The organism is Acinetobacter sp. Marseille-Q1623 (assembly GCF_902809895.1).
Lineage (GTDB): Bacteria > Pseudomonadota > Gammaproteobacteria > Pseudomonadales > Moraxellaceae > Acinetobacter > Acinetobacter piscicola_A.
On the sequence record NZ_CADDWG010000001.1, the window covers coordinates 838233 to 857866 of the forward strand.

The 19634-nt window shown below is 36.1% G+C and carries 20 protein-coding genes; 11 read left to right on the forward strand and 9 right to left on the reverse strand.

What is annotated here, in order from left to right; translation table 11 throughout:
* Positions 1-84: 84 nt before the first annotated feature.
* The gene (locus HUV91_RS03900) at positions 85-708 is read left to right on the forward strand and encodes a hypothetical protein (protein WP_130073457.1); all 624 of its coding nucleotides are present in this window, start codon (positions 85-87) and stop codon (positions 706-708) included.
* On the opposite strand, the gene HUV91_RS03905 is transcribed toward HUV91_RS03900, so the two are convergent.
* Together HUV91_RS03905 and HUV91_RS03910 are read right to left on the reverse strand one after the other, a co-directional pair.
* On the reverse strand, positions 695-1507 hold the full coding sequence (locus HUV91_RS03905) for an alpha/beta fold hydrolase (protein ID WP_174492586.1): 813 nt from the start codon (positions 1505-1507) through the stop codon (positions 695-697). The two genes, HUV91_RS03900 and HUV91_RS03905, sit on opposite strands and share 14 nt — an antisense overlap.
* Positions 1508-1519: 12 nt before the next feature.
* Positions 1520-2275, reverse strand: a complete 756-nt coding sequence (locus tag HUV91_RS03910) for a hypothetical protein (protein ID WP_174492587.1) — start codon at positions 2273-2275, stop codon at positions 1520-1522.
* A 431-nt stretch (positions 2276-2706) separates the two neighbouring features.
* Here HUV91_RS03910 and HUV91_RS03915 point away from each other — a divergent pair, with 431 nt between their 5' ends.
* From HUV91_RS03915 to HUV91_RS03925, 3 genes are read left to right on the forward strand one after another with little or no spacing between them, the layout of a single operon-like run.
* Positions 2707-4074, forward strand: a complete 1368-nt coding sequence (locus tag HUV91_RS03915; RefSeq protein WP_323052956.1) for an MBOAT family O-acyltransferase — start codon at positions 2707-2709, stop codon at positions 4072-4074.
* Complete coding sequence (locus HUV91_RS03920) at positions 4061-5146, forward strand: DUF459 domain-containing protein (protein WP_174492588.1); 1086 nt, start codon at positions 4061-4063, stop codon at positions 5144-5146. Before HUV91_RS03915 ends, HUV91_RS03920 begins: the two co-directional genes overlap by 14 nt.
* A gap of 36 nt (positions 5147-5182) precedes the next feature.
* Complete coding sequence (locus HUV91_RS03925; protein WP_174492589.1) at positions 5183-6451, forward strand: GDSL-type esterase/lipase family protein; 1269 nt, start codon at positions 5183-5185, stop codon at positions 6449-6451.
* 95 nt (positions 6452-6546) lie between these two features.
* Here the strand turns inward: HUV91_RS03925 and HUV91_RS16730 are convergent, their stop codons facing one another.
* Entirely contained in the window at positions 6547-6663 is a 117-nt protein-coding gene (locus tag HUV91_RS16730) for a hypothetical protein (RefSeq protein WP_372403037.1), read from the reverse strand.
* Positions 6664-6951: 288 nt separating this feature from the next.
* On the opposite strand from HUV91_RS16730, the gene HUV91_RS03930 reads away from it, so the two are divergent.
* Genes HUV91_RS03930 through HUV91_RS03940 form a run of 3 tightly spaced genes read left to right on the forward strand, consistent with a single transcriptional unit; the run spans position 6952 to position 8652 of the window.
* Positions 6952-7365, forward strand: coding sequence for a YeeE/YedE family protein (locus HUV91_RS03930; protein ID WP_130073462.1), 414 nt, complete (start codon positions 6952-6954; stop codon positions 7363-7365).
* 2 nt (positions 7366-7367) lie between these two features.
* The gene (locus tag HUV91_RS03935) at positions 7368-7781 is read left to right on the forward strand and encodes a DUF6691 family protein (RefSeq protein WP_130073463.1); all 414 of its coding nucleotides are present in this window, start codon (positions 7368-7370) and stop codon (positions 7779-7781) included.
* A 1-nt stretch (position 7782) separates the two neighbouring features.
* Positions 7783-8652, forward strand: coding sequence for an MBL fold metallo-hydrolase (locus HUV91_RS03940; RefSeq protein WP_174492590.1), 870 nt, complete (start codon positions 7783-7785; stop codon positions 8650-8652).
* A 50-nt stretch (positions 8653-8702) separates the two neighbouring features.
* Here the strand turns inward: HUV91_RS03940 and HUV91_RS03945 are convergent, their stop codons facing one another.
* The 3 genes from HUV91_RS03945 to yddG form a co-directional block, all read right to left on the reverse strand.
* A complete protein-coding gene (locus HUV91_RS03945) occupies positions 8703-10112 on the reverse strand; it encodes a PLP-dependent aminotransferase family protein (protein ID WP_174492591.1) in 1410 nt (469 codons plus the stop codon).
* Positions 10113-10126: 14 nt separating this feature from the next.
* A complete protein-coding gene (locus HUV91_RS03950) occupies positions 10127-10288 on the reverse strand; it encodes a hypothetical protein (RefSeq protein ID WP_174492592.1) in 162 nt (53 codons plus the stop codon).
* Between the two features lie 176 nt (positions 10289-10464).
* Entirely contained in the window at positions 10465-11391 is a 927-nt protein-coding gene (gene yddG / locus HUV91_RS03955; RefSeq protein WP_174492593.1) for an aromatic amino acid DMT transporter YddG, read from the reverse strand.
* Between the two features lie 299 nt (positions 11392-11690).
* Here yddG and HUV91_RS03960 point away from each other — a divergent pair, with 299 nt between their 5' ends.
* Positions 11691-12578, forward strand: coding sequence for a DMT family transporter (locus tag HUV91_RS03960; protein WP_174492594.1), 888 nt, complete (start codon positions 11691-11693; stop codon positions 12576-12578).
* A 198-nt stretch (positions 12579-12776) separates the two neighbouring features.
* Here HUV91_RS03960 and HUV91_RS03965 read toward each other — a convergent pair whose 3' ends face one another.
* Together HUV91_RS03965 and HUV91_RS03970 are read right to left on the reverse strand one after the other, a co-directional pair.
* A complete protein-coding gene (locus HUV91_RS03965; RefSeq protein ID WP_174492595.1) occupies positions 12777-14141 on the reverse strand; it encodes an ATP-binding protein in 1365 nt (454 codons plus the stop codon).
* Between the two features lie 11 nt (positions 14142-14152).
* Complete coding sequence (locus HUV91_RS03970; RefSeq protein ID WP_130073469.1) at positions 14153-14821, reverse strand: response regulator transcription factor; 669 nt, start codon at positions 14819-14821, stop codon at positions 14153-14155.
* Positions 14822-14949: 128 nt separating this feature from the next.
* Here HUV91_RS03970 and dsbD point away from each other — a divergent pair, with 128 nt between their 5' ends.
* The 3 genes from dsbD to dsbG are packed head-to-tail and all read left to right on the forward strand — an operon-like array spanning position 14950 to position 18503.
* Positions 14950-16899: a protein-disulfide reductase DsbD gene (gene dsbD / locus HUV91_RS03975; RefSeq protein ID WP_174492596.1), complete on the forward strand. Its 1950-nt coding sequence runs from the start codon at positions 14950-14952 to the stop codon at positions 16897-16899.
* Complete coding sequence (locus HUV91_RS03980; protein WP_174492597.1) at positions 16896-17735, forward strand: TlpA disulfide reductase family protein; 840 nt, start codon at positions 16896-16898, stop codon at positions 17733-17735. Before dsbD ends, HUV91_RS03980 begins: the two co-directional genes overlap by 4 nt.
* 9 nt (positions 17736-17744) lie before the next feature.
* Positions 17745-18503, forward strand: coding sequence for a thiol:disulfide interchange protein DsbG (dsbG, locus tag HUV91_RS03985; RefSeq protein ID WP_174492598.1), 759 nt, complete (start codon positions 17745-17747; stop codon positions 18501-18503).
* Positions 18504-18588: 85 nt separating this feature from the next.
* Here dsbG and HUV91_RS03990 read toward each other — a convergent pair whose 3' ends face one another.
* Positions 18589-19470: a LysR family transcriptional regulator gene (locus HUV91_RS03990; RefSeq protein WP_174492599.1), complete on the reverse strand. Its 882-nt coding sequence runs from the start codon at positions 19468-19470 to the stop codon at positions 18589-18591.
* Between the last annotated feature and the right edge of the window lie 164 nt (positions 19471-19634).

Consider the following 19634-nt stretch of genomic DNA (forward strand, 5'->3'; position numbering starts at 1 on the left):
AAAATTATGACTTATAGTAAAGATAAAAATAGAACATTCCATGCAATCTTGTTCTACTTTTTCATGCTCAATGTATTTATGGGTATGAAGTTAATTTCAAATGCTGAACATTATCAAAATATTGCCTTTGGGGAATATCGTTTGGTTCATTACCATATTCCGCAACAGTTACAATATGTAGAAAATGATTGGAAAGGAGATCGGAGGCGACTTTATTTTTCTATTAATGGAAAGCAAATTTATGAATTACAGTGTGTTAAATTATCTCAAGACATTTGCAATGAATTTGATCATCCGCAATATAAAATTCAAAACGTCAGTTTTTATGAGCGTTATTTTGCGCAGACACCTCAGCATACGAGAGAATATGAATTAAAACAATTTCAATATTTAGATGAGCATAACCAATTAGTCCAAGTCGATCTACCAATAAAACCATACGAAAATTCACGGCATTTATTGCAAGCCAAATATGATTTGGTATGGACAGCTGTATTTTATAGTGCAGGCATCATATTATTGGCAGGCTTTGTATTTTTTATAAAGTTTGATAAAACACAAGTCGAAAATGCTCAAAAACGACAACGAATTCAATTGGCAGCTACATTTCAATGGCAGCGTAAAGCAATGCTGTTCATCATGTCCATCGCAATGCTTATGGTATGGACTTATGTCATATCTGTACTTTATGGATTTAGTCCCGTATAAACGATCTAATCAATTCAACAACAGCTTTGGGTTGTTTGAGCCAAACACTATGTTGATGACCTTTTAAACTCTGTGTTAAGTCTAACTGTTGCACTTTGGGCGTGTAAAAATAGCGACTTAGTCCGAGTGTCGAAGACATTGGGACAAAATCATCTTGTTTGAATTGGATAAATAATGCTGGATTTTTCGATAGAGATTCTTTTGGTAAAATATGGCGATAATTTCCAGTAAAAATCACTTTAGACCAATCGCGCATTAATGTTTTCGCTTCTTTATTTCCAAAGCCAATTTTATAACCTGCCAAATACCCATCTTTTAAAATCATGGCATTAAAAATTGCTGCAGCTTTTAAAATATTAAATTTGCCTTTGTAATCCCAATATTTTAAACCAATATTACCTGTGGCAATACCAATGACTTTAACGGTATGATGCTGAGCATAGAGTGTTGCTAAATGTCCACCTAAGCTATGTCCTAATAGGATGGGCGTTTGTGGTGATAATTCTTGTGCAATGTTGACTAATTGTGGAATGAAATACCCCAATAAATCCGCATAACCAAAATCAAATGTTGCAGAAACGGATGGGGTATTACGTCCACATCCTGGATAATCGGCTGCAATGACATTAAAGCCTTGTTCAATTAACTGTTGAATCAATAGTTCATATTTTTGAATAGCAACACCAATGGCAGGTAACACAATAATGACATGCTGTTGCTGAGCAACTTGATAAATATCCACTAAAATTTGATCACTTTGTGGAAATATCAGTTGTTTTTGTAAGATGGTTTTATTCATCTGGGTATTGCCTTATTTTAATTGATGATTGAATTGAATCATTAATTTTAGCCCGAACGCATTCATGAATGCCGGTCTGGCATGTGGATGGCGTTGAGCTTCTTGTTGCATTAAATCTTGAAAACGTGTTTTGAACTGTGTTCGAGGATAATGCTTTAAAATTTCTGTTTGATAGTGGTGAGAAATGTATTGGGCTTCGCTACCAATCACATCATAGGCAGTGGCTTGTTGTAAAAGTAAACTTTCTTTTGCCAAACGATGGTCTTTTTCATCCAAATAGCCATTCATATGTAAACAGATTGCATCTGAAATTTTTTGACTTTTATGTGCAGGATAATCATGCCGATGGCAAATACTTTCTGAACGTAAGGCACTTTCAAAAGTAAAGCATTGGCAACTTTGATATTCATTTTTTGGATCTGCCAAAGCAACATCATGCAGTAAACTTGCAATTAAAAAAATTTCATCATCAAATTGCCATTGTTTACTCTGCGCAATTGCGACACCCCAAAAATAACAACGCCAAGAATGTAAAATAGTTGCTTGGCAATGGGTCTGTTCTAATTCAAAGAGAGCGTCTTTAACAATCGCGGTGTCAGGAATTTTAATCTCTTGCCGTGTTAAATGATGTGAAGTCGATGCCATATTAAATTGAGACTTTGCAAAATTGAATGTTGCAGGAAGCATAAATTTTTTTAGCACCGTGATTTTGTCTTTAAAGTTTAATTTGCCTTGCGTTAAGTTCATCCATGCACGATCACCAAGCATTTTTATTCCTTTTATCAAAATTAGAGTAATTACTCTAATTTATTGTGCATCGAAATTTTCCAAAATGCAATTCTAAAAATAGATTAAAGGCTGAACAGCATCATGCTGTGTGTCCACTTAAATTTGATTAAATTTTAATGTGCTAAATTTTTTTGTATGTAAAATGTACAAAATCCACATATTTTGTCTAACAGTTCGATTAAATAAATTTAAAATATTGATAATAATAATTTTATTTTTGTTTTAAAATTGTAACGCAAGTGCTATATTTGCGTCGTTATCGCAGTGCAGTAGCTGAAATGTTTTCGTTTTTGTCCATCGAGTTTTGTCTGTTTTTCATTGCTTTTTTTTGTATTTATTGGTCATTTCGTTTTAGTCCGAAAATACAAAATTTGATTTTGATTCTGTTTAGCTACACAGTGATCTATCTGATGGCAGGTGAATTACCTGTCTTCATTTTATTTGGATTTACCTGTGCTGTTTTTCTAATAAGCGTTTTGATGGAGCGCTATGCACAACATAAAAAGACATTATTATTGATTGGTATTTTGCTGACCATTGCTCAATTATCTTTATTTAAGTTTTATGACTTTTTTAAAGCACAAATCAGCTTTGCATTGAATCATTTAAACTTAGACAGCTCAGGTTTGGTGGCAAACCTGATTCTACCTTTAGGGATTTCATATTATTCATTTCAAGCCATCAGTTATTTAGTCAGCCGTTATCGTGAAGAAGTGGATGTACCTCGTTTTAAATTGAACGAGTTATTCATGCACTTTTCATTTTTTGCGACCATTACGGCAGGGCCCATTGCCCGTGCACAAAGTGCCAAAGGCTTAACAGATATTCAAGGACATGCCTGCGGTATGAGTGAACAAATCCGTTCATCGCAGCGTCGTCATATTTTATTTCCAAGTTTAGCTTTTTTATTCATCGCATTGGCATTGGTTAAAAAATGGTGGATTGCAGGGTGGTTGGCAGACAATTGGGTCAATCCTGTCTTTTCTAATCCAATGCAATATCATAGTTTAGAAGTACTTGCGGCGATTTATGGTTATACCTTACAGCTATTTTTAGACTTTTCTGGCTATAGCGAAATGATGATCGCTTTTGGTCTACTGCTCGGTTTTAAACTCCCTGTTAACTTTAGAGCACCTTTGCTTGCACATAATATCCGTGATTTTTGGGACAAATGGCATATCAGCCTGTCAACATGGATTCGTGATTATATCTATATTCCATTGGGCGGTAGCCGTGGCGGTTTTGTACGTACGCAGTTTAATTTACTTCTAGCGATGGTACTTTCAGGTGTATGGCATGGCTCAGGTTGGAATTTTTTCTTATGGGGATTATTTCACGGTTTGGCTTTGGTGCTGCTTAATGTTGCCGATAAACTCTATGAAAAAACCTTTAAAGTTTCAGCAAAAGAAGCCCGTGATGCACTCTACAAATCAAGTTGGATCGGTAAGGTTTTAGGTGTATTTGTCACTATTCATTTTGTCTGTTTTTGTTTTGTATTTTTCCGAGCGAAAACTTTTGAAGAAGCAATGCAAGTATTTCAAGCCTTATTCACCAATTATGTTAATGTACAATGGTCGAATAATCCATTGTATTTACTGACTTTATTGACCATTTCTTGGATTGCCTATCCATTTGTGAAGCGTTTGTTTTCAACGCAAAGAATGCGTTTTGAAGTCTTACCGAAATATGCTCTATTTGTGCCTTTACTCATTGTTTTTATTGTCATTGTGATTTGTGCCCCATCAGGCATTCCAGGATTTATTTATGCCAACTTCTAATCCAAGCGAAATGACACGCTTAAATTTTGACTACGATCACGCAACAACACAGGATCATATTGAAAATGATCATTGGCAAGGTGTGCTGTATACGGTTGTATTTTTAGTGGTCACTGCTGTTTTAGGTATTTGGATGATGCAAAATTCAGTGAATGCCTATTATCAACAGACCTATCATCAAGACAGTCCCCTCAAGGTTTTGGATAAATACCCAATGTGGCAAAAAGGGGGAGAACTAGGCACTTTGTTCTATGCTGAACATAATGCTGTAAAAAATTCAATTCAGCAGAATAATCAATATATTGTTGACACATTTAACCATGATTATGCGTATACCACAGAATATAAACAGCAATTGGCTGAAAAAGCCAAACAGGAAAAAATCCGTTTAGCCAAAGAAGCGGCTGCGCGTGAGCATCAAAATTTACTCAATCAATTTAGTTTAACAAAAAATGATCAAGTATTTTTTGCAGGAGATTCTTTAATGCAAGGGGTTGCACCGTTTGTACAAAAGTATTTACTGGAAAATTATGACATTAAAACCGTGAATTTGAGTAAACAAAGTACAGGTTTATCTTATCCAAGCTTTTTTGATTGGCCAAAAACCATTCAAGAAACCATTGCAAGTCATCCTGAAATTAAAATTTTAGTGGTTTTTTTAGGACCGAATGACCCTTGGGATATGCCCAACCCGAAAGGCGGAACATATTTAAAATTTAAATCGCCTGAATGGGAAGCGGTCTATCGTTCACGAATTAAGGAAATTATTGATACGGCTCAGCAACATAATGTACGTGTCATGTGGTTAACCCCACCAAACATGCGTAAACCACAATTAAATGAGCAGATGATCTACTTAAATCAAGTGGTTGCAGATCAGGTACAAAAAAGCAAAGCATTCTTCATAGATTCTCGCCCTATTTTGGGTAATAAAAACAATGTTTATAGTGATTATTTGGTCAAAGATGGTCAATCCATCAAAATGCGCAGTGCGGACGGAATTCATTTCTCTGCAGAAGGACAAAAAGCGATTGCCAATGTGATCAGTCAGCATTTAAACGTCATTCAGTAGTCTATATTTAATTAGAAATTCGGTTTAGGTACATTCATGACAATGATTAAAAAAAATTTAAGTGTAAGTATTTTAGCAACGCTTGCGATCGGGCAAAGTTTTGCAAGCAATTTAAGTAATTTTAATGAACCCAATACGGCCAAGTTAAATGCAGCGATACAAAATCGTGATGTGCATGTCGTGCAATTGGGTGATTCACATACTGCCGCAGATGAAATGACGCATGTTTTACGTCAACAATTACAAAATGCTTTAGGTGATGGTGGCATGGGCTGGGGTATGCCGATGTATTTCTCAGGTCAACGTATGGCACGATTTGGTTATGACAATTCAGGTTGGCGACCTGTTTCAAGCCGCACCCAGCGCAATGATAATTATACTTTAGGTGGTTTAAATGCTGTACCTCAATATGCAGGTGCAACATTGACCATCAAAGCTAAGCAGGTTGAGCAAGTTCAAAAAATTTTAGTCAGTATTCGTCAAGCAGCAAATGATATGCCATTTACAGGGATAGATGCAGACGGAAAAACATTTACCCTCGAAGCACCTGTTAAAAATAACCATTGGCAAACCGTTACTTTTACCGCCAAACTGCCGTTTACCATTACAGCACAAAATACTCAAAATTCAGCTTTAGGCGGATGGTGGGCAAAGAACCAAAATGGTTCAGGTGCTGTTGTGTCTGCATTGGGGATCAATGGTGCTGAGTTGTCTTATTGGAACCGTTGGAGCAATGATTGGCAAAATGAGCTGACAGCCGTTGCACCAAATTTAGTGATTTTGGCATACGGCACCAACGAAGCCTATAATGATAATCTGGATGTTGAACAAGCACGTTCTATTTTAGTGGATAAAATTCAAAAGATTAGAGCAAGTTCACCACAAACAGCCGTCATGATTGTGTCTGCACCTGAAAGTTTAAAACGTACAGCAGGTGAATGTGGTAGTCGACCGATCAAATTAAGCGCCGTACAAAGTATGCAGTTGCAAGTCGCTCAGTCGATGCATACTTTGTATTGGGATTGGCAAAAAGCGATGGGGGGAAGTTGCTCAATGAAATCTTGGATTAATCAAGGTTTAGGACGTGCAGACGGCGTACATTTTTCAGCGTCAGGTTATCAGCGTTTAGGACGCAGTTTAGCTTCAGACTTGCTCAATCTTTCAGGTGTGAATATTGATACTCGTCCTGCATCAACGACTGAGCCAAATCAGACAAATTCGACACCGCTCACAAATTATGGACAACTTGGCTTTGCACAAATTTGTTTAGAAGGTTCGAGCGAATGTAAAAGTATTGGACGTTAAAATAGACACATAAACCTATAAAATAAACGTAATTGACACGATGTATAAGATTCAATTACGTTATTTTATTCAGGAGAATGTCATGCTTACTCCACTTATTTGGAAAGAATAAATTCCCAAATAATATAGCCCAATGCGAAGCCAAGTAATGAATATGCCGTAATGATAAAAAATACAAAACTTGCTGTATTATGTTTTCTCAAAAAATCCATAGCAACCAGCCTTGAAAAGTTGATCACTTATTGTGGCCGATTTTACTCAAAATAAAAGATATAGAAATACATTAAAAAACTATAACAGACGATGATTTTTGTATCTATTCTATGATTTTATTGATAAATTTTAAGGAAAATAATACATAGGTTTAGATTTTTATGCATTAAAACACCTCAAGTTTCAATTTTTTGTCATTCAATAACTATAAAATTACAAATCAAGGGTTGAATAGATATAATAATAATATATTATAAAAACATATAATGTTTATTGAGTGATCAAGTATGCATCCCTATTTAAATGCCTTGCTTGGCGGTGCGCTGTTAGGTATTGCTGTGGTTGGCTATTTATATGTCAACGGTAGAATTGCTGGAATCAGTGGCTTAATTGGACAGCTTTTCAATAAAAAAGGCTTTTTTCAACGTCCTGCAACATGGTTTTTATTGGGTTTATTTGTGACTCCTTTTGTGTATGGTCTATTTTTTAGTCCTGAGATTCAAATCGACGCATCACCCTTAGCCATGATTGTTGCAGGTGTTTTGGTTGGTTTTGGGACACGCTTAGGCTCTGGATGTACCAGTGGACATGGGATTTGCGGTATGAGTCGTCTGTCTACGCGTTCTATGGTTGCAACGAGTCTATTTATGCTCGCAGGTTTCATCACCGTCTACGTCATGCGTCATTTACTGGGGCTATAAACATGAAAAATATTCTCGCTTTTATTTTTGGTAGCTTATTTTCTATTGGTTTAATGTGGTCAGGCATGGCAAACCCAGAAAATGTGCTGAGCTTTTTAGACTTGTTCGGTGAATGGAATGCAAGCCTCATGTTTGTCATGATTGGTGCAATTTGTGTGGCATTTATTCCATTTCAAAAAGCGATCCGTAAACCTGTAACGCTCTTTCATGAAAAAATTGAATTGCCAACATCAACACAAATTGATAAACGTTTATGTATTGGCGCATTGATTTTTGGTACAGGTTGGGGAATTGCAGGAATTTGTCCAGCACCCGCATTTACTTTAATTGGTTTAGGGTATTATCAAGCCATTTATTTCATTGCCGCGATGTTCTTTGGTGTGTGGTTGTATCGTAAATTTGATGGAGCAAAATAATATGCAAAACATTGTGATACAAGATTTCTTTGATGAAAATACAAATACTTTCAGCTATGTTGTTTCTGATCCCATCACTTCACAATGTGCCATCATCGACAGTGTTCTAGATTATGACTCAGCTTCAGCGAGTACCACTACTACACATGCAGATTTCATTATTGCTTACGTTCAAGCCAATGATTTGAAAGTTCAATGGATTTTAGAGACCCATGTACATGCCGATCATCTGACTGCCTCGCAATATTTAAAAGAAAAATTAGGTGGGCAAGTTGCAATGAGTGAAAAAATCAGTGAAGTACAGAAAACTTTTGCTGACATTTATCATTTTGAAAATACTGCACATTTTAATGTTGCTTTTGATTATTTATTTGAAGCAGGCGAGAAATTTAAAATTGGGCAATTAGAGGCTTATAGCATTGCCACCCCCGGACACACACCTGCATGTTTAAGCTATGTGATTGAAGATTGTGTATTTGTCGGTGATACATTATTTATGCATGACTATGGTACAGCACGTTGTGATTTTCCTAAAGGAAGTGCATCACAACTTTATGATTCCATACAGAAAATATTTGCATTACCTGAACATTTCCGTATATTTTTATGTCATGATTATTTGCCTAAAACACGTACAGAATATCAATGTCAGAGTACGGTGAAAGCACAGAAATTAAAGAATATTCATGTGCATATTGGCATTGAAAAAGCAGATTTTGTGCAGATGCGCGAACAACGTGATGCAACCTTAAGTATGCCCAAGCTGATTTTACCTGCGATTCAAATTAATATGGTGGCAGGGCATTTTCCTAAAGCGGAAAGTAACGGAATCCGTTACTTGAAAATTCCCTTCAATTATTTTAAATCCTAGAATATTCTAGGATTTATCTCTTGTGTATCCATGATTTTGTGATTTTTAATCTACTGAATTTTATCTTGGATACGCTCAATTAAACAATCTAAACCATGCTGAATGTCTGTTGTCCATGTAAAAGAACAATTTAAACGTAAATAATGTTGCTGAGAACTCAACATATTGAACAGTTGGCTGGGTGTGACATCTATATTTTGTTGAATAAGATCGTGATAAATATCCATGCTATTTACAAAAATAGGGAGTTTGATCCAAAGGAAAAATCCGCTCGCATAGGAAAAAATTTGACATTGCTCAGGTAAGTTTTTTTCAAGGTAATGAAAAATTTGTTTCTTATTTCGTTCTAGGTTGCGTCTTAGTTGACGCAAATGTTTTTCATAATGGTGATGTTGTAAAAACTCAACTAAGGCATTTTGTAGAAGTGCATTGGTTGAAATGGTGCTCATGAGTTGTAAGTGTTGAATTTTATTTGAAAATTTACCTGCATGTACCCAACCTACTCGAAAGTTAGCCCCCAAAGTTTTAGAAAAAGAAGAACAATGTAAAACCCAATTATGCTGATCAAAATGCTTGACTGAAAGTGGCTTTTTTTGACCGAAATACAATTCTTCATAGACATCATCTTCGATCAAATACACTTGATATTGTTGTAAAAGTTCAGCAATTTTTTGCTTGGTTTCGTTGTTTGCAGTAAACCCGATCGGGTTATGACTATTGAGCATTAACCAACATACTTTAATCGGGTAGTTTTTTAAAATATGTTCAAATGCATCTAAATCAATGCCCAGACGAGGGTGTTCAGGCACCGTAATGACTTTTAATCCCAATCTTTCAGCGGCTTGCCAAGCGCCGTAAAATATCGTTTCTTGTAAAACAATATAGTCACCGGCTTGTGTCACGGCAGCCAGGGCCAAATTGAGTGCATCCAAACAACCTGACGTAATGACCAAATCATCGGCTTGAGTCGCAATGCCATGCAGGCTATAGCGCTGTGCAATGATATTTCTCAGCTCAATATTGCCTGGAGGAAAACTATCAACACGCAAATAACTCTGTTTAGCGCGAGAAAGTTGCCCCATAATTTGGGTTAATTTTTGTGAATAGACCAATTCTGATGATGGAAATGCTGAACCTAAACCTAAATTGGTCGAAGGTTGAATTGATTTCAGATATTTAAAAATAAGAGAGTTAATTTCAACTTGATGATTGATTGAGACAATAGTTTGAGAATTTTGTGATTTTTCATTTAAATAATCATTCACAAAATAACCAGATTTTGCTTTTGAATAAATTAACCCTTGTGCTTCTAAGGCTTGATAAGCATTCATCACGGTCATTAAGCTAAAACCCGAACGTTGTACCTGATCCCGTAAGGACGGCAGTTTTTCGTTGGGTTTTAACGTGCCATTTTCAATGAGCTGTCGAAGATGTTGTGCTAACTGATCAGCTTTATACATAAATTCTCAAAATATTAATTTAAATATGCATGGTCTGCACCGACTGTCAAAATAACACCGATACAAAATAATGTGCAGTAAATAAAAAACCAAATAATCATATGCTTAAATACTTTATCTGAAATAGAGCTGTCTGCGTATTGTGGTACTTTTTTTGAATCATGATCTTGCTTCATTGGTGTGATCTCATTTCAATCTATAAATATAGTATGAAAAAGATGAAAACAAATCACTAGACACAGAACTGTACTAAAAAAATATAACAGATGAGTCAAATAAAGCGTATCTGTTATATCTACATGTCATTTATACTGAATATTGTTCTACTGTACGATATACCATGTTGGCAAAATTAGAATTGCATTTTAAAGCGTTGAATCCGTGGTTTAATGTGTTCCCAACTCGTTGAAATCCAACAGATCAGTGAACCTAAGGTAACGAGACATACACCGTGCCAAAATTCGATGGATAATGCTGTTTGTAAAATAAGCATGGAAAATAAAGTTGAAAAAATAGGACTAAAATAAGAAAGTGTGACCAAAAACGTGATATTTCCTTTGATAATACCAATATTCCATGCCGCATAGCCCAAAGCAGTTGCAAAACCAACAGCAAATAAATAGGGAAGCACTGTCAGATCAAGACTTGGCAATGTCTCAAATGGATTTGTCATGAGCAATTTTGTCCATAAAAATACAGTAATCATGATGAAATACAAGGAAATAGGATTATGTCCTTGGCTATATTTTCGGGTGATTACACAATAAATTGCCCATAAAGTCGCGCCGATGAAAGCTAAAATATAACTTAAGGGATTTGACATGAAATGCGAGATGAGTAGAGATAACGAAAATTGGTTATTGCCTGTTTGAATCAAGATGATACCACTCATACTCACCATTAAACCCAGTACCACAAAAAGGCTAAACTTTAATTCTTTAAAAATGATCAGCATGACTACGGTGAGACTTGGCCATAAATAATTCACCAAACTAATTTCAATGGCTTGCTGTGGCGTTTGCGCCAGTGCAATCGCATAAGAAAAGCACAACTCGTAGACTAAGAATAATAAAGATGCACAAATCAAATATTTTTTGGGAATGACTCTTAAATTTGGAATTCTAAATATCAGTAATAAGATGACCGCACTTAAACTATACATCAGGGTCACAGCATAATCGGCACCTAATAGACTACTCAGTTTTTTTAATAATCCAACCAAAGAAGACCAAAGCAAAATAGCACTAAAGCCAAGAAGCGTAGCAAGATTTTTTGACATGACAAGACTGCTTTGCCTAGGAAATAGGCTGTTTTAGGGTCAGAAGTGGATGTGCATAGTATAGTGTTTTTTGATTTAATTAGAGGACGGATTTTAAGATTAAAAAACGGCTTTTAAATGGTTTATTTGAATGTTTGGTAAAAACTAAACCAAGCAAAATAAACTGACCATATGATAGGAAAATACGAAAAATTTTAATGCTTGGAAAATAAAGAAAATTTAACTGTAAAATCATATTTTTTAAATTGAAAGGTGTATATTCAAGCCTGTTTTGAATTTTATGTTTAAAGTTACCGCTTATGACATCATTTTGGATTTTTTTTACAGTTATGGCTGCCTTTATGCAGGCATGGCGCAATGCTTTTCAAAAGCAATTGAGCCTCACGGTTGATGTCTATGGCGTGACTTTGGCACGTTTTATTTTTGGTTTACCGTTTGCGATTGTCTATATTTTTATTTTATATCTACAACAACCTCTAAGCACACACGTTGAATTTACCTCTCGTTATTGGCTATATGTCATCATTGCAGGTATGAGCCAAATTGCTGCCACTGCATTGATGGTAAGGTTATTTAAGCAAAAAAATTATGCGATTGGGGTTGGTTTAGCCAAAAGCGAAGCCATTTTAGCAGCGATGATTGCTGTAGCAGTTTTACATGAAAAGTTAACTGTATTGGGCTGGTTTGGTGTTATGTTGGGGGGAATTGCTGTATTTTTACTGAGTAATGGCAAACAAAAAGAAGCGATTTCATTACAAACTTTGACCATAGGTATAGGCAGTGGATTGTGTTTTGCCATTACCTCATTGCTCGTTCGTGAAGCCAGTTTGGAGTTGACGAATTTGCCATACTTACATCGGGCAGCATGGGTATTGCTCAGTATTATTGGTTTTCAGTGTTTGTCTATGTTATTGTTTTTGATTGTCTTTAGTCGAAAAACATTGTTTGCGATGTGGCAAAAAATTGGACTCACATTTAAAGTGAGTGTCTGTAGTTTTTTAGCTTCTTTGGGGTGGTTTACGGCGATGAGCATGCAATCTGTCGCGATTGTGAAAACATTGGGACAGATTGAAATCTTATTTAGCCTCTTGATTTCAGTGTATTTCTTTAAAGAAAAATTAGCCAAAAAGGAGCATATAGGACTTTTTTTAGTGGTCATTGCTGCAATTTTGGTAATTTGGGCTTAAAATTTTATACTTGAAAATGGCAAATGCCGTCATCAATGATAAAATTTAAATCTTATCCCAAGATATATCCACAGAATTTGTGGATTTATTTTTATTTTAAGTATTTAAAATATAGTTATAAATTATATTTTTGATCAATTATTCATCTGCAATTATTTTGTTTATGATCTGCTGACGATACTGCCAAAATATGACATCTTAATTTTCAATTTTTGAAATCATGACTTTTAAGCCATGAGGTTGATGATGTTGAAAATGGATGGCATAGCCGTTTTTATTTAAAAGCACATTGACTAAAGCTAAGCCTAAGCCATAACCTGTATTTTGTGCAGATTTACGCCAAAAACGTTTGGTTAAGAGTTGTAGTTCTGTATCATTTAAACCGATACCATTATCTTGAATAATCAAGTGATTATTTCGCATGTAAATATCGATCCTAGTATAGGATTGAGCATGTAAATAAATATTTTCAAGCAAATTTTTTAAGATGATATGCAAGCTAGAGGCAGGCAATTGCAAGCTTGTCAGTGTGTTCCATTGGATCTGTAAATAGGTGCTTTCAAGCGCATATTTTAGGCTTAATTCTTGAATGACCTGTTTAAGTATGTCTGCAATCAGCGTGTTTTCGTGCGATTGTGTAGGATGTAATTCAGTCTTACTCAGTAACAGTAATTGTTCCAATAGCTGTTGATAACGTTGAATACTATGATCAGCCTGTTGTAAATTTTGTGCAAGTTTAGACTGCTGTTGACCAGATTGTTGCAGCATTAAAAGGCTCAATTGCACGTTGGTTTTGATCGCTGTTAAAGGACTACGTAGCTCATGTGCGGCAAAAGCGCTAAAACTTTTTTCATTTTCTAAACTTTCATGTAAATTGTGAATCAGTTCAATCAGACTGTCGACAAAAGGCTGTATTTCAGTGGGAATATTTTGAGTTTTTAATGCCGATAAATAACTTGCTGCTTCAGATAAACTTTGCTTTTTTTGCGTGACATGTTGTGCAATTTGATCTAAAGGCTGAAATTCCACACGGATAATCCATAAAATTAGAAAAACACATAAAATTAAGGTAAAAATTAAAGGAATGAGCACGGACTTTAAGATTTGAGCTAATAGCGTCGAGCGTAATTGTAATTTTTCAGCAGAAACAACCTGAATCTGTCCCTTTTTCAATGTATAACTGCGCCATTCAGTGCCATGATGTGTCCATGTGCTAAAGCCTGAACTTTGGTTACTCAGGTTATCTGGCGCATCTTGGGTGCGTGCAATCACTTTTTGCGCTGTCGAAATATGTGAACTAAAAAATGAAACTTCACATGCAATTAAGTTGGGATTGGCATTTTCAGCATTTACAGATTCTAAAACATTGGGTAAATCATGCACAGGTAAATGACGAATTAAACGGGCAACCATGTGTGCAGATGCTGACAGACGTTCATCTAAGGTCAGTTGTAATTGTTTTTGTAAATCATAGTATAACCAGCAAAAAACCAGCGACCAAAGTAAAATAAACACCATTAATAAGGTCGACACTAAACGCCATTTTAAGCTATAACTTTTCATGGCTTTGCTTCTCATTGTTCAGTCGGTACTTTTAAAATATAGCCCACACCACGCACGGTCTGAATCAAATCGGGATGGGTTTTTTGTCTTAAATGATGGATATGTACATTAATGGCATTACTTTCAATGCTGTCTTGGAAGCCATAAGTTTTATCAATTAATTGTTCTGTTTTTAATACCTGATTTGGGTAGAGCATAAAAGTTTCAAGTAGGCTATATTCTCGACGTGATAGACTCAAAACTTGTTGTTGATAGTAAGCTTGCTGTGTATCTTGATTAATTTCTAAATCCGCAATACTTAAAACATTTGATGAATAACCACGATGACGCCGTGTTAATGCATGAATACGCGCAATTAGCTCGGTTAAATCAAAAGGCTTGGTCAAGTAATCATCGGCACCTGCATTTAATGCTTCAACACATTGTTGAGTTTGATTACGTGCGGTGAGGACAAGAACGGGGACATGCAATTGATCTGTACGCCAATTTGACAATAACTCAAGACCGTCTTGGTCGGGTAAACCCAAATCCAATAAACATAAATCTACCGCAGTTTTACGAATAAAATAGTCTGCTGCTTGAGCAGTACTGACATGTTCAATTGAAATATTTAAATAATCCAATGCCGCAACAATACTTTGTGCAATAAATGGATCATCCTCGACCAAGACAACAAACATGAAGGTTCCTTTTTATGTAGATAAAATGCCTATAGACCCTAGATTTTACAAAGAAAAACAAGTCTTAATGTTCTCTTAACCCATTTTCGATGATAATGCATTCAGTCACATTATTTAGATTGATAGATATGTTTATCAAAACCTTAACAGGTGTCGTACTGAGCTTAGCTTCGACAGCTATTTTTGCGAATGAGGATTTTTTACCCCCAGATCAAGCGTTTAAATTTCAGGCGCACTCGATTTCACAACAACAAGCTGAACTGAATTGGCAAGTTGCACCACATTATTATTTATATCATGACCAATTTAAAGTCAGTGTAGCGCAAAAAGAGCTTGCACTGAAATTACCACAGGGAAAAGAAAAAGATGACCCCACCTTTGGTAAAACCAATGTGCATTATCATCAAGTGACAACAACCCTTAATGTTAAGCCTAATCAAGAATATCGTGTGCAATGGCAAGGCTGTTCGGAGGATGGGTTATGTTATCCTTTGCAACATACAACAATTCAAACGGATGCATCGGGTTTATTGCCACAACAAAAATTAGCCAAAGTGGGTATAAATCCATCTGCGCCGTTGTTAGAAAATAATACCAGTGAAAATAATCGCTTACTAAAGAATACAGTTGCAGACGATGCTGTGCCGATCAAAGAACAAACAGCTGAATTAGATAAAACAAAAAATATCCCTCCTGAAACAACACTTGTGCAAGAAGATGATTCATCTGCAAGCCAAGTACAAACGATTCAAGCAACATCGAGCAATGCGGCAACACCAGTACCTGAGCAACAAAATGAATCACTGCAAAATGAGTTAAATAACGATCAATTTTTCTTAAAACTATTGAATCAGCAAAATATTTTCTTAAATATTTTATTGTTTTTAGCATTAGGAATTTTACTGGCATTTCTGCCGTGTTCTTTACCATTGATTCCTATTTTATCAGGCATTTTAGTACAGCGTAGTAAGGGGTACAAAGCGGCAGCGATTGCCTCAACCTTTGTGATCTGTATGGCTTTGGTCTATGGCTTGATGGGAGTGGTGGTCTCACAGCTCGGTTTCGGTATTCAGCGTTGGTTTCAAAATCCAATATTTATCAGTGTTTTTGCGATTTTATTTGTAGTTTTTGCATTAAATTTATTTGGGCTTTATCAAATTTCTTTACCGCGTGGACTGTTACAACGTTTAGATCAGTTACAACAACGTCAAAAGGGCGGAACCTTAGTCGGTGCAGGTATGATGGGCGCAATTTCCGCACTGATTGTGGGTCCATGTATGAGTGCGCCTTTGGCTGGGGCGTTATTGTATGTTTCGCATCTTGAACAGCCTGTCTGGGGGGGCTTTTATCTGTTCTTACTGGGCTTAGGTATTGGTATTCCATTGTTTGTTGCGAGTGTATTTGGTTCGAAATATTTACCTAAGCCTGGATTATGGATGGATCGTTTAAAGTTTAGCTTTGGTTTTGTCATGTTGTTGATGGCAGTTTACTTTGCACGTCCTTTATTACCGTCCATGATCTACTTTGTTTTACTGGCAATTTTACTGTTTGCGATGACGATTTATCTGTTTGCGATCATCCGTCATGTTGTTCAATTACCCTATAAAATCTTGGTGCTAGTGATTGCTTTAGCAACAGCCAGTACAGGAATTTGGCAAACACGTCAAGCACTTCAACAAATGAATGCTGCGGAAAAATTAGCGCAATTACATCCTTGGATCAAAGTGAGCAATGCACAGCAACTTGAACAAGTATTGGCACAAAATACACAAAAACCCATCATTATAGATGTTTATGCAGATTGGTGTGTGGCATGCCAACCGATTGAAAAAGAAGTTTTTCCTCGTGCAGATGTACAAGCTGCTGTGCAAGATGTGGTACGGATTAAATTGGATTTAACTCATCCTGAAGCTTCACAAGATGCATTATTGAAAAAATGGCAAATTTTGGGTCCACCGACCATGATTTTCCTTAATGCACAGCAGCAAGAAATGCGCGATTTACGTTTAACAGGCACATTTACAGCACCACAATTTTTGCAAAAACTTGTTCAGTTAAAGCAAGAGAATGCGCAATGATTTCTGCTGAAGCCATTCATTTAGGCCCTTTTATGCTGCCATTTCCACTGCTGTTGGTGCTCTTAGGTTTAATTTTGGTCTACATTGTTGGCAAAATTTTACAGAAGAAACAGCACTGGGCGGCTGAAACTTGGCAGACTTTTTCTGATTCTTTATGGACGACACTGTGGGTGGGGCTGATCGCAGCACGATTGGTTTTTGTGCTGTCCAATCTAGAGGTGTATTTGGCATCTCCCATCGACATGCTTAAGGTTCAAGACAAAGGCTTCCATTTATATGGTGGTGTAATTGTAGGTATTGTGTGGTTTTTATGGAAAAATCGTGCATTTAAACTTGAAAATAAAGTCATTTTTGTGACTATTTTCACTTTAATTTGTGCGTTTAGTTTGGGCTTAAAACAATGGCAGAAGCCACACCGTTTTTACCCTAAAATGCAATTTTATAGCCTTGAACATCAACAAATTCCGTTAAAACAATTTATAGGTAAGCCAACTGTTGTCAATCTTTGGGCGAGTTGGTGTCCACCATGTCATCGTGAGATGCCTGTATTGGCACAAGCGCAAACTCAATTTAAAAATGTCAATTTTGTCATGCTGAACCAAGGTGAAAATGTGGTGACAATTCAGCAATATTTAAATAAACATCATTTTTCTTTTCAATATGTTTTGATGGATTCGCAAGGTCAACTTGCCAAAGAAATGAAGATGTTTGGTTTGCCAAGTACACTATTTTTTAACTCACAAGGACAATTGATGGATCGTCATATGGGCGAACTGAGTCCTGCCATGCTGCAACAGTATTTAAAGAAAATTTCGAATTCTGATCATTTAAAATAGGTAGAAATTATGCAAAATATTCGTTATTTATCACAAAAAATTGCTTTAACTTTATGTGTATTTGGTAGTGCAAGTACAAGTTTTGCGCTCACGCCATTGCAGCAACAAATTGCAAATGAAGGCTTTGAATTTGTGAAGGAAATTCCTGCACCTACAAATATGACAGGTTGGGCAGGGCATAGAGATCAATATCCTGCGACAGTATTCATTTCAAATGATCAAAAATATTATATCGTGGGAGACTTATATAATGCCAAAGGGGAAAACTTATCCGTCGAAGCATTAGAAAAGCATGTCAAAGGCGCTGTTTTAGATGATGTCTGGCAGTCATTGGAAAAATCAACGTATATTCAAGACGGTAAAAAAGATGCACCACGTGTTGTTTATGTTTTTTCTGACCCGAATTGTCCTTATTGTCATCAGTTTTGGCAAAAGGCACGTCCTTGGGTAAATTCAGGAAAAGTTCAATTACGTCACATTCAAGTGGCTGTGATCCGCAAAGAAAGTCGTGGGCAGGTGGCGACTTTATTAACATCGAAAAATCCTGAGCAAGTTTTTAGTCAACTTAATTTAAAATCAGGTGATCAATCCTTAAAACCAATGCAAAATATTCCTGCTGAAATTGCCAAAAAAATTGATGCTAATCAGGAACTCATGGATAAATATGGTTTCTTTGCAACGCCTGCGGTGATTTGGAAAGACAGTAAAGGTGAATTTAAGTCTGCTCAAGGGATGCCGAAAGACTTAAAAGAAGTTTTTGAACAGTGATGTTAAAATCATCACTTTTTGTAAGTATTTGAAATATAAGACCCTAAGTTTAGGGTCTTATGCAAGTTGTTTAAAAAATAAAAAATTAGTCCATCAATAAATGTTGATATTCATCCGCTTGCGCTCTTAGAAAATCCCAGACCAATTTAATGCGTGGTTCATGTTGTAAATCGACCAAAGTCAGCATCCAAAAAGTATGTACAAAGCGCACTTCGTCATGCAAAACTTGTTCAAGTTCAGGTTGGTCATTGGCTAAAAATTTGGGCAATATTGCCAATCCTGCGCCTGCGCTGACTGCGATTTGCTGTGCCAAAATACTGCTACTTCTAAAGTTGGCAGCAAGTTGTAATGGTAGCCGTTCTAAACAATATAATTCTGGGCTATAGACCAAATCATCAATATAATTAACAAAACGATGTTGTTTTAAATCTTCAAGTTTATGAATGGGTTGGGTTTTTGAAAGATAGTCTTTACTGCCATAAATTTTTAAGCAATAGTCGGTCAAACGGGTGATGATATAAGGTCCAGATTTAGGACGGTCAATCGAAATCACAATGTCAGCTTCACGATGTGAGAGCTTAATCATTTTCGGTACAGGGATTAAATCAATGGTGAGTAAGGGGTATTTTTTGGACAATTCTGCCAATAATTTAGCTAAAAATGCAGTACCAAAACCTTCTGGTGTGCCAATACGCACACGACCTTGTAAAGGTTGATGTGGTTTTTCGATTTGTAAAAAAGCCTGTTCCATTTGTTCAACACGTGGGACAAGTGCCAAACCTTCTATGGTCAGTTCATAACCCGTTGCTTCACGTTTAAATAATGGCGTTCCTAAAGCTAACTCCAAAGCCTGTATTCTTCGAGAAACGGTACTATGTTCGACACCAATCATACGTGCTGCATTGGTCAGTGTTTTTGCACGTGCCAAGACTAAAAAATATTGTAAATGATCCCAATCCACTTTCATTTTTACTGTTCTTCCATGTGCATTTTTGCACAACAATCGTGCGTGAATTTCTATTGGTCGTCAAATTTTTCTTTGTTAGTCTCAAATGAAACAGCAATACAGAAAATAGACTGAATTGAGTTTCAAGTTATTTTCAAACAATGAAACAACAAAAAATAGTACCT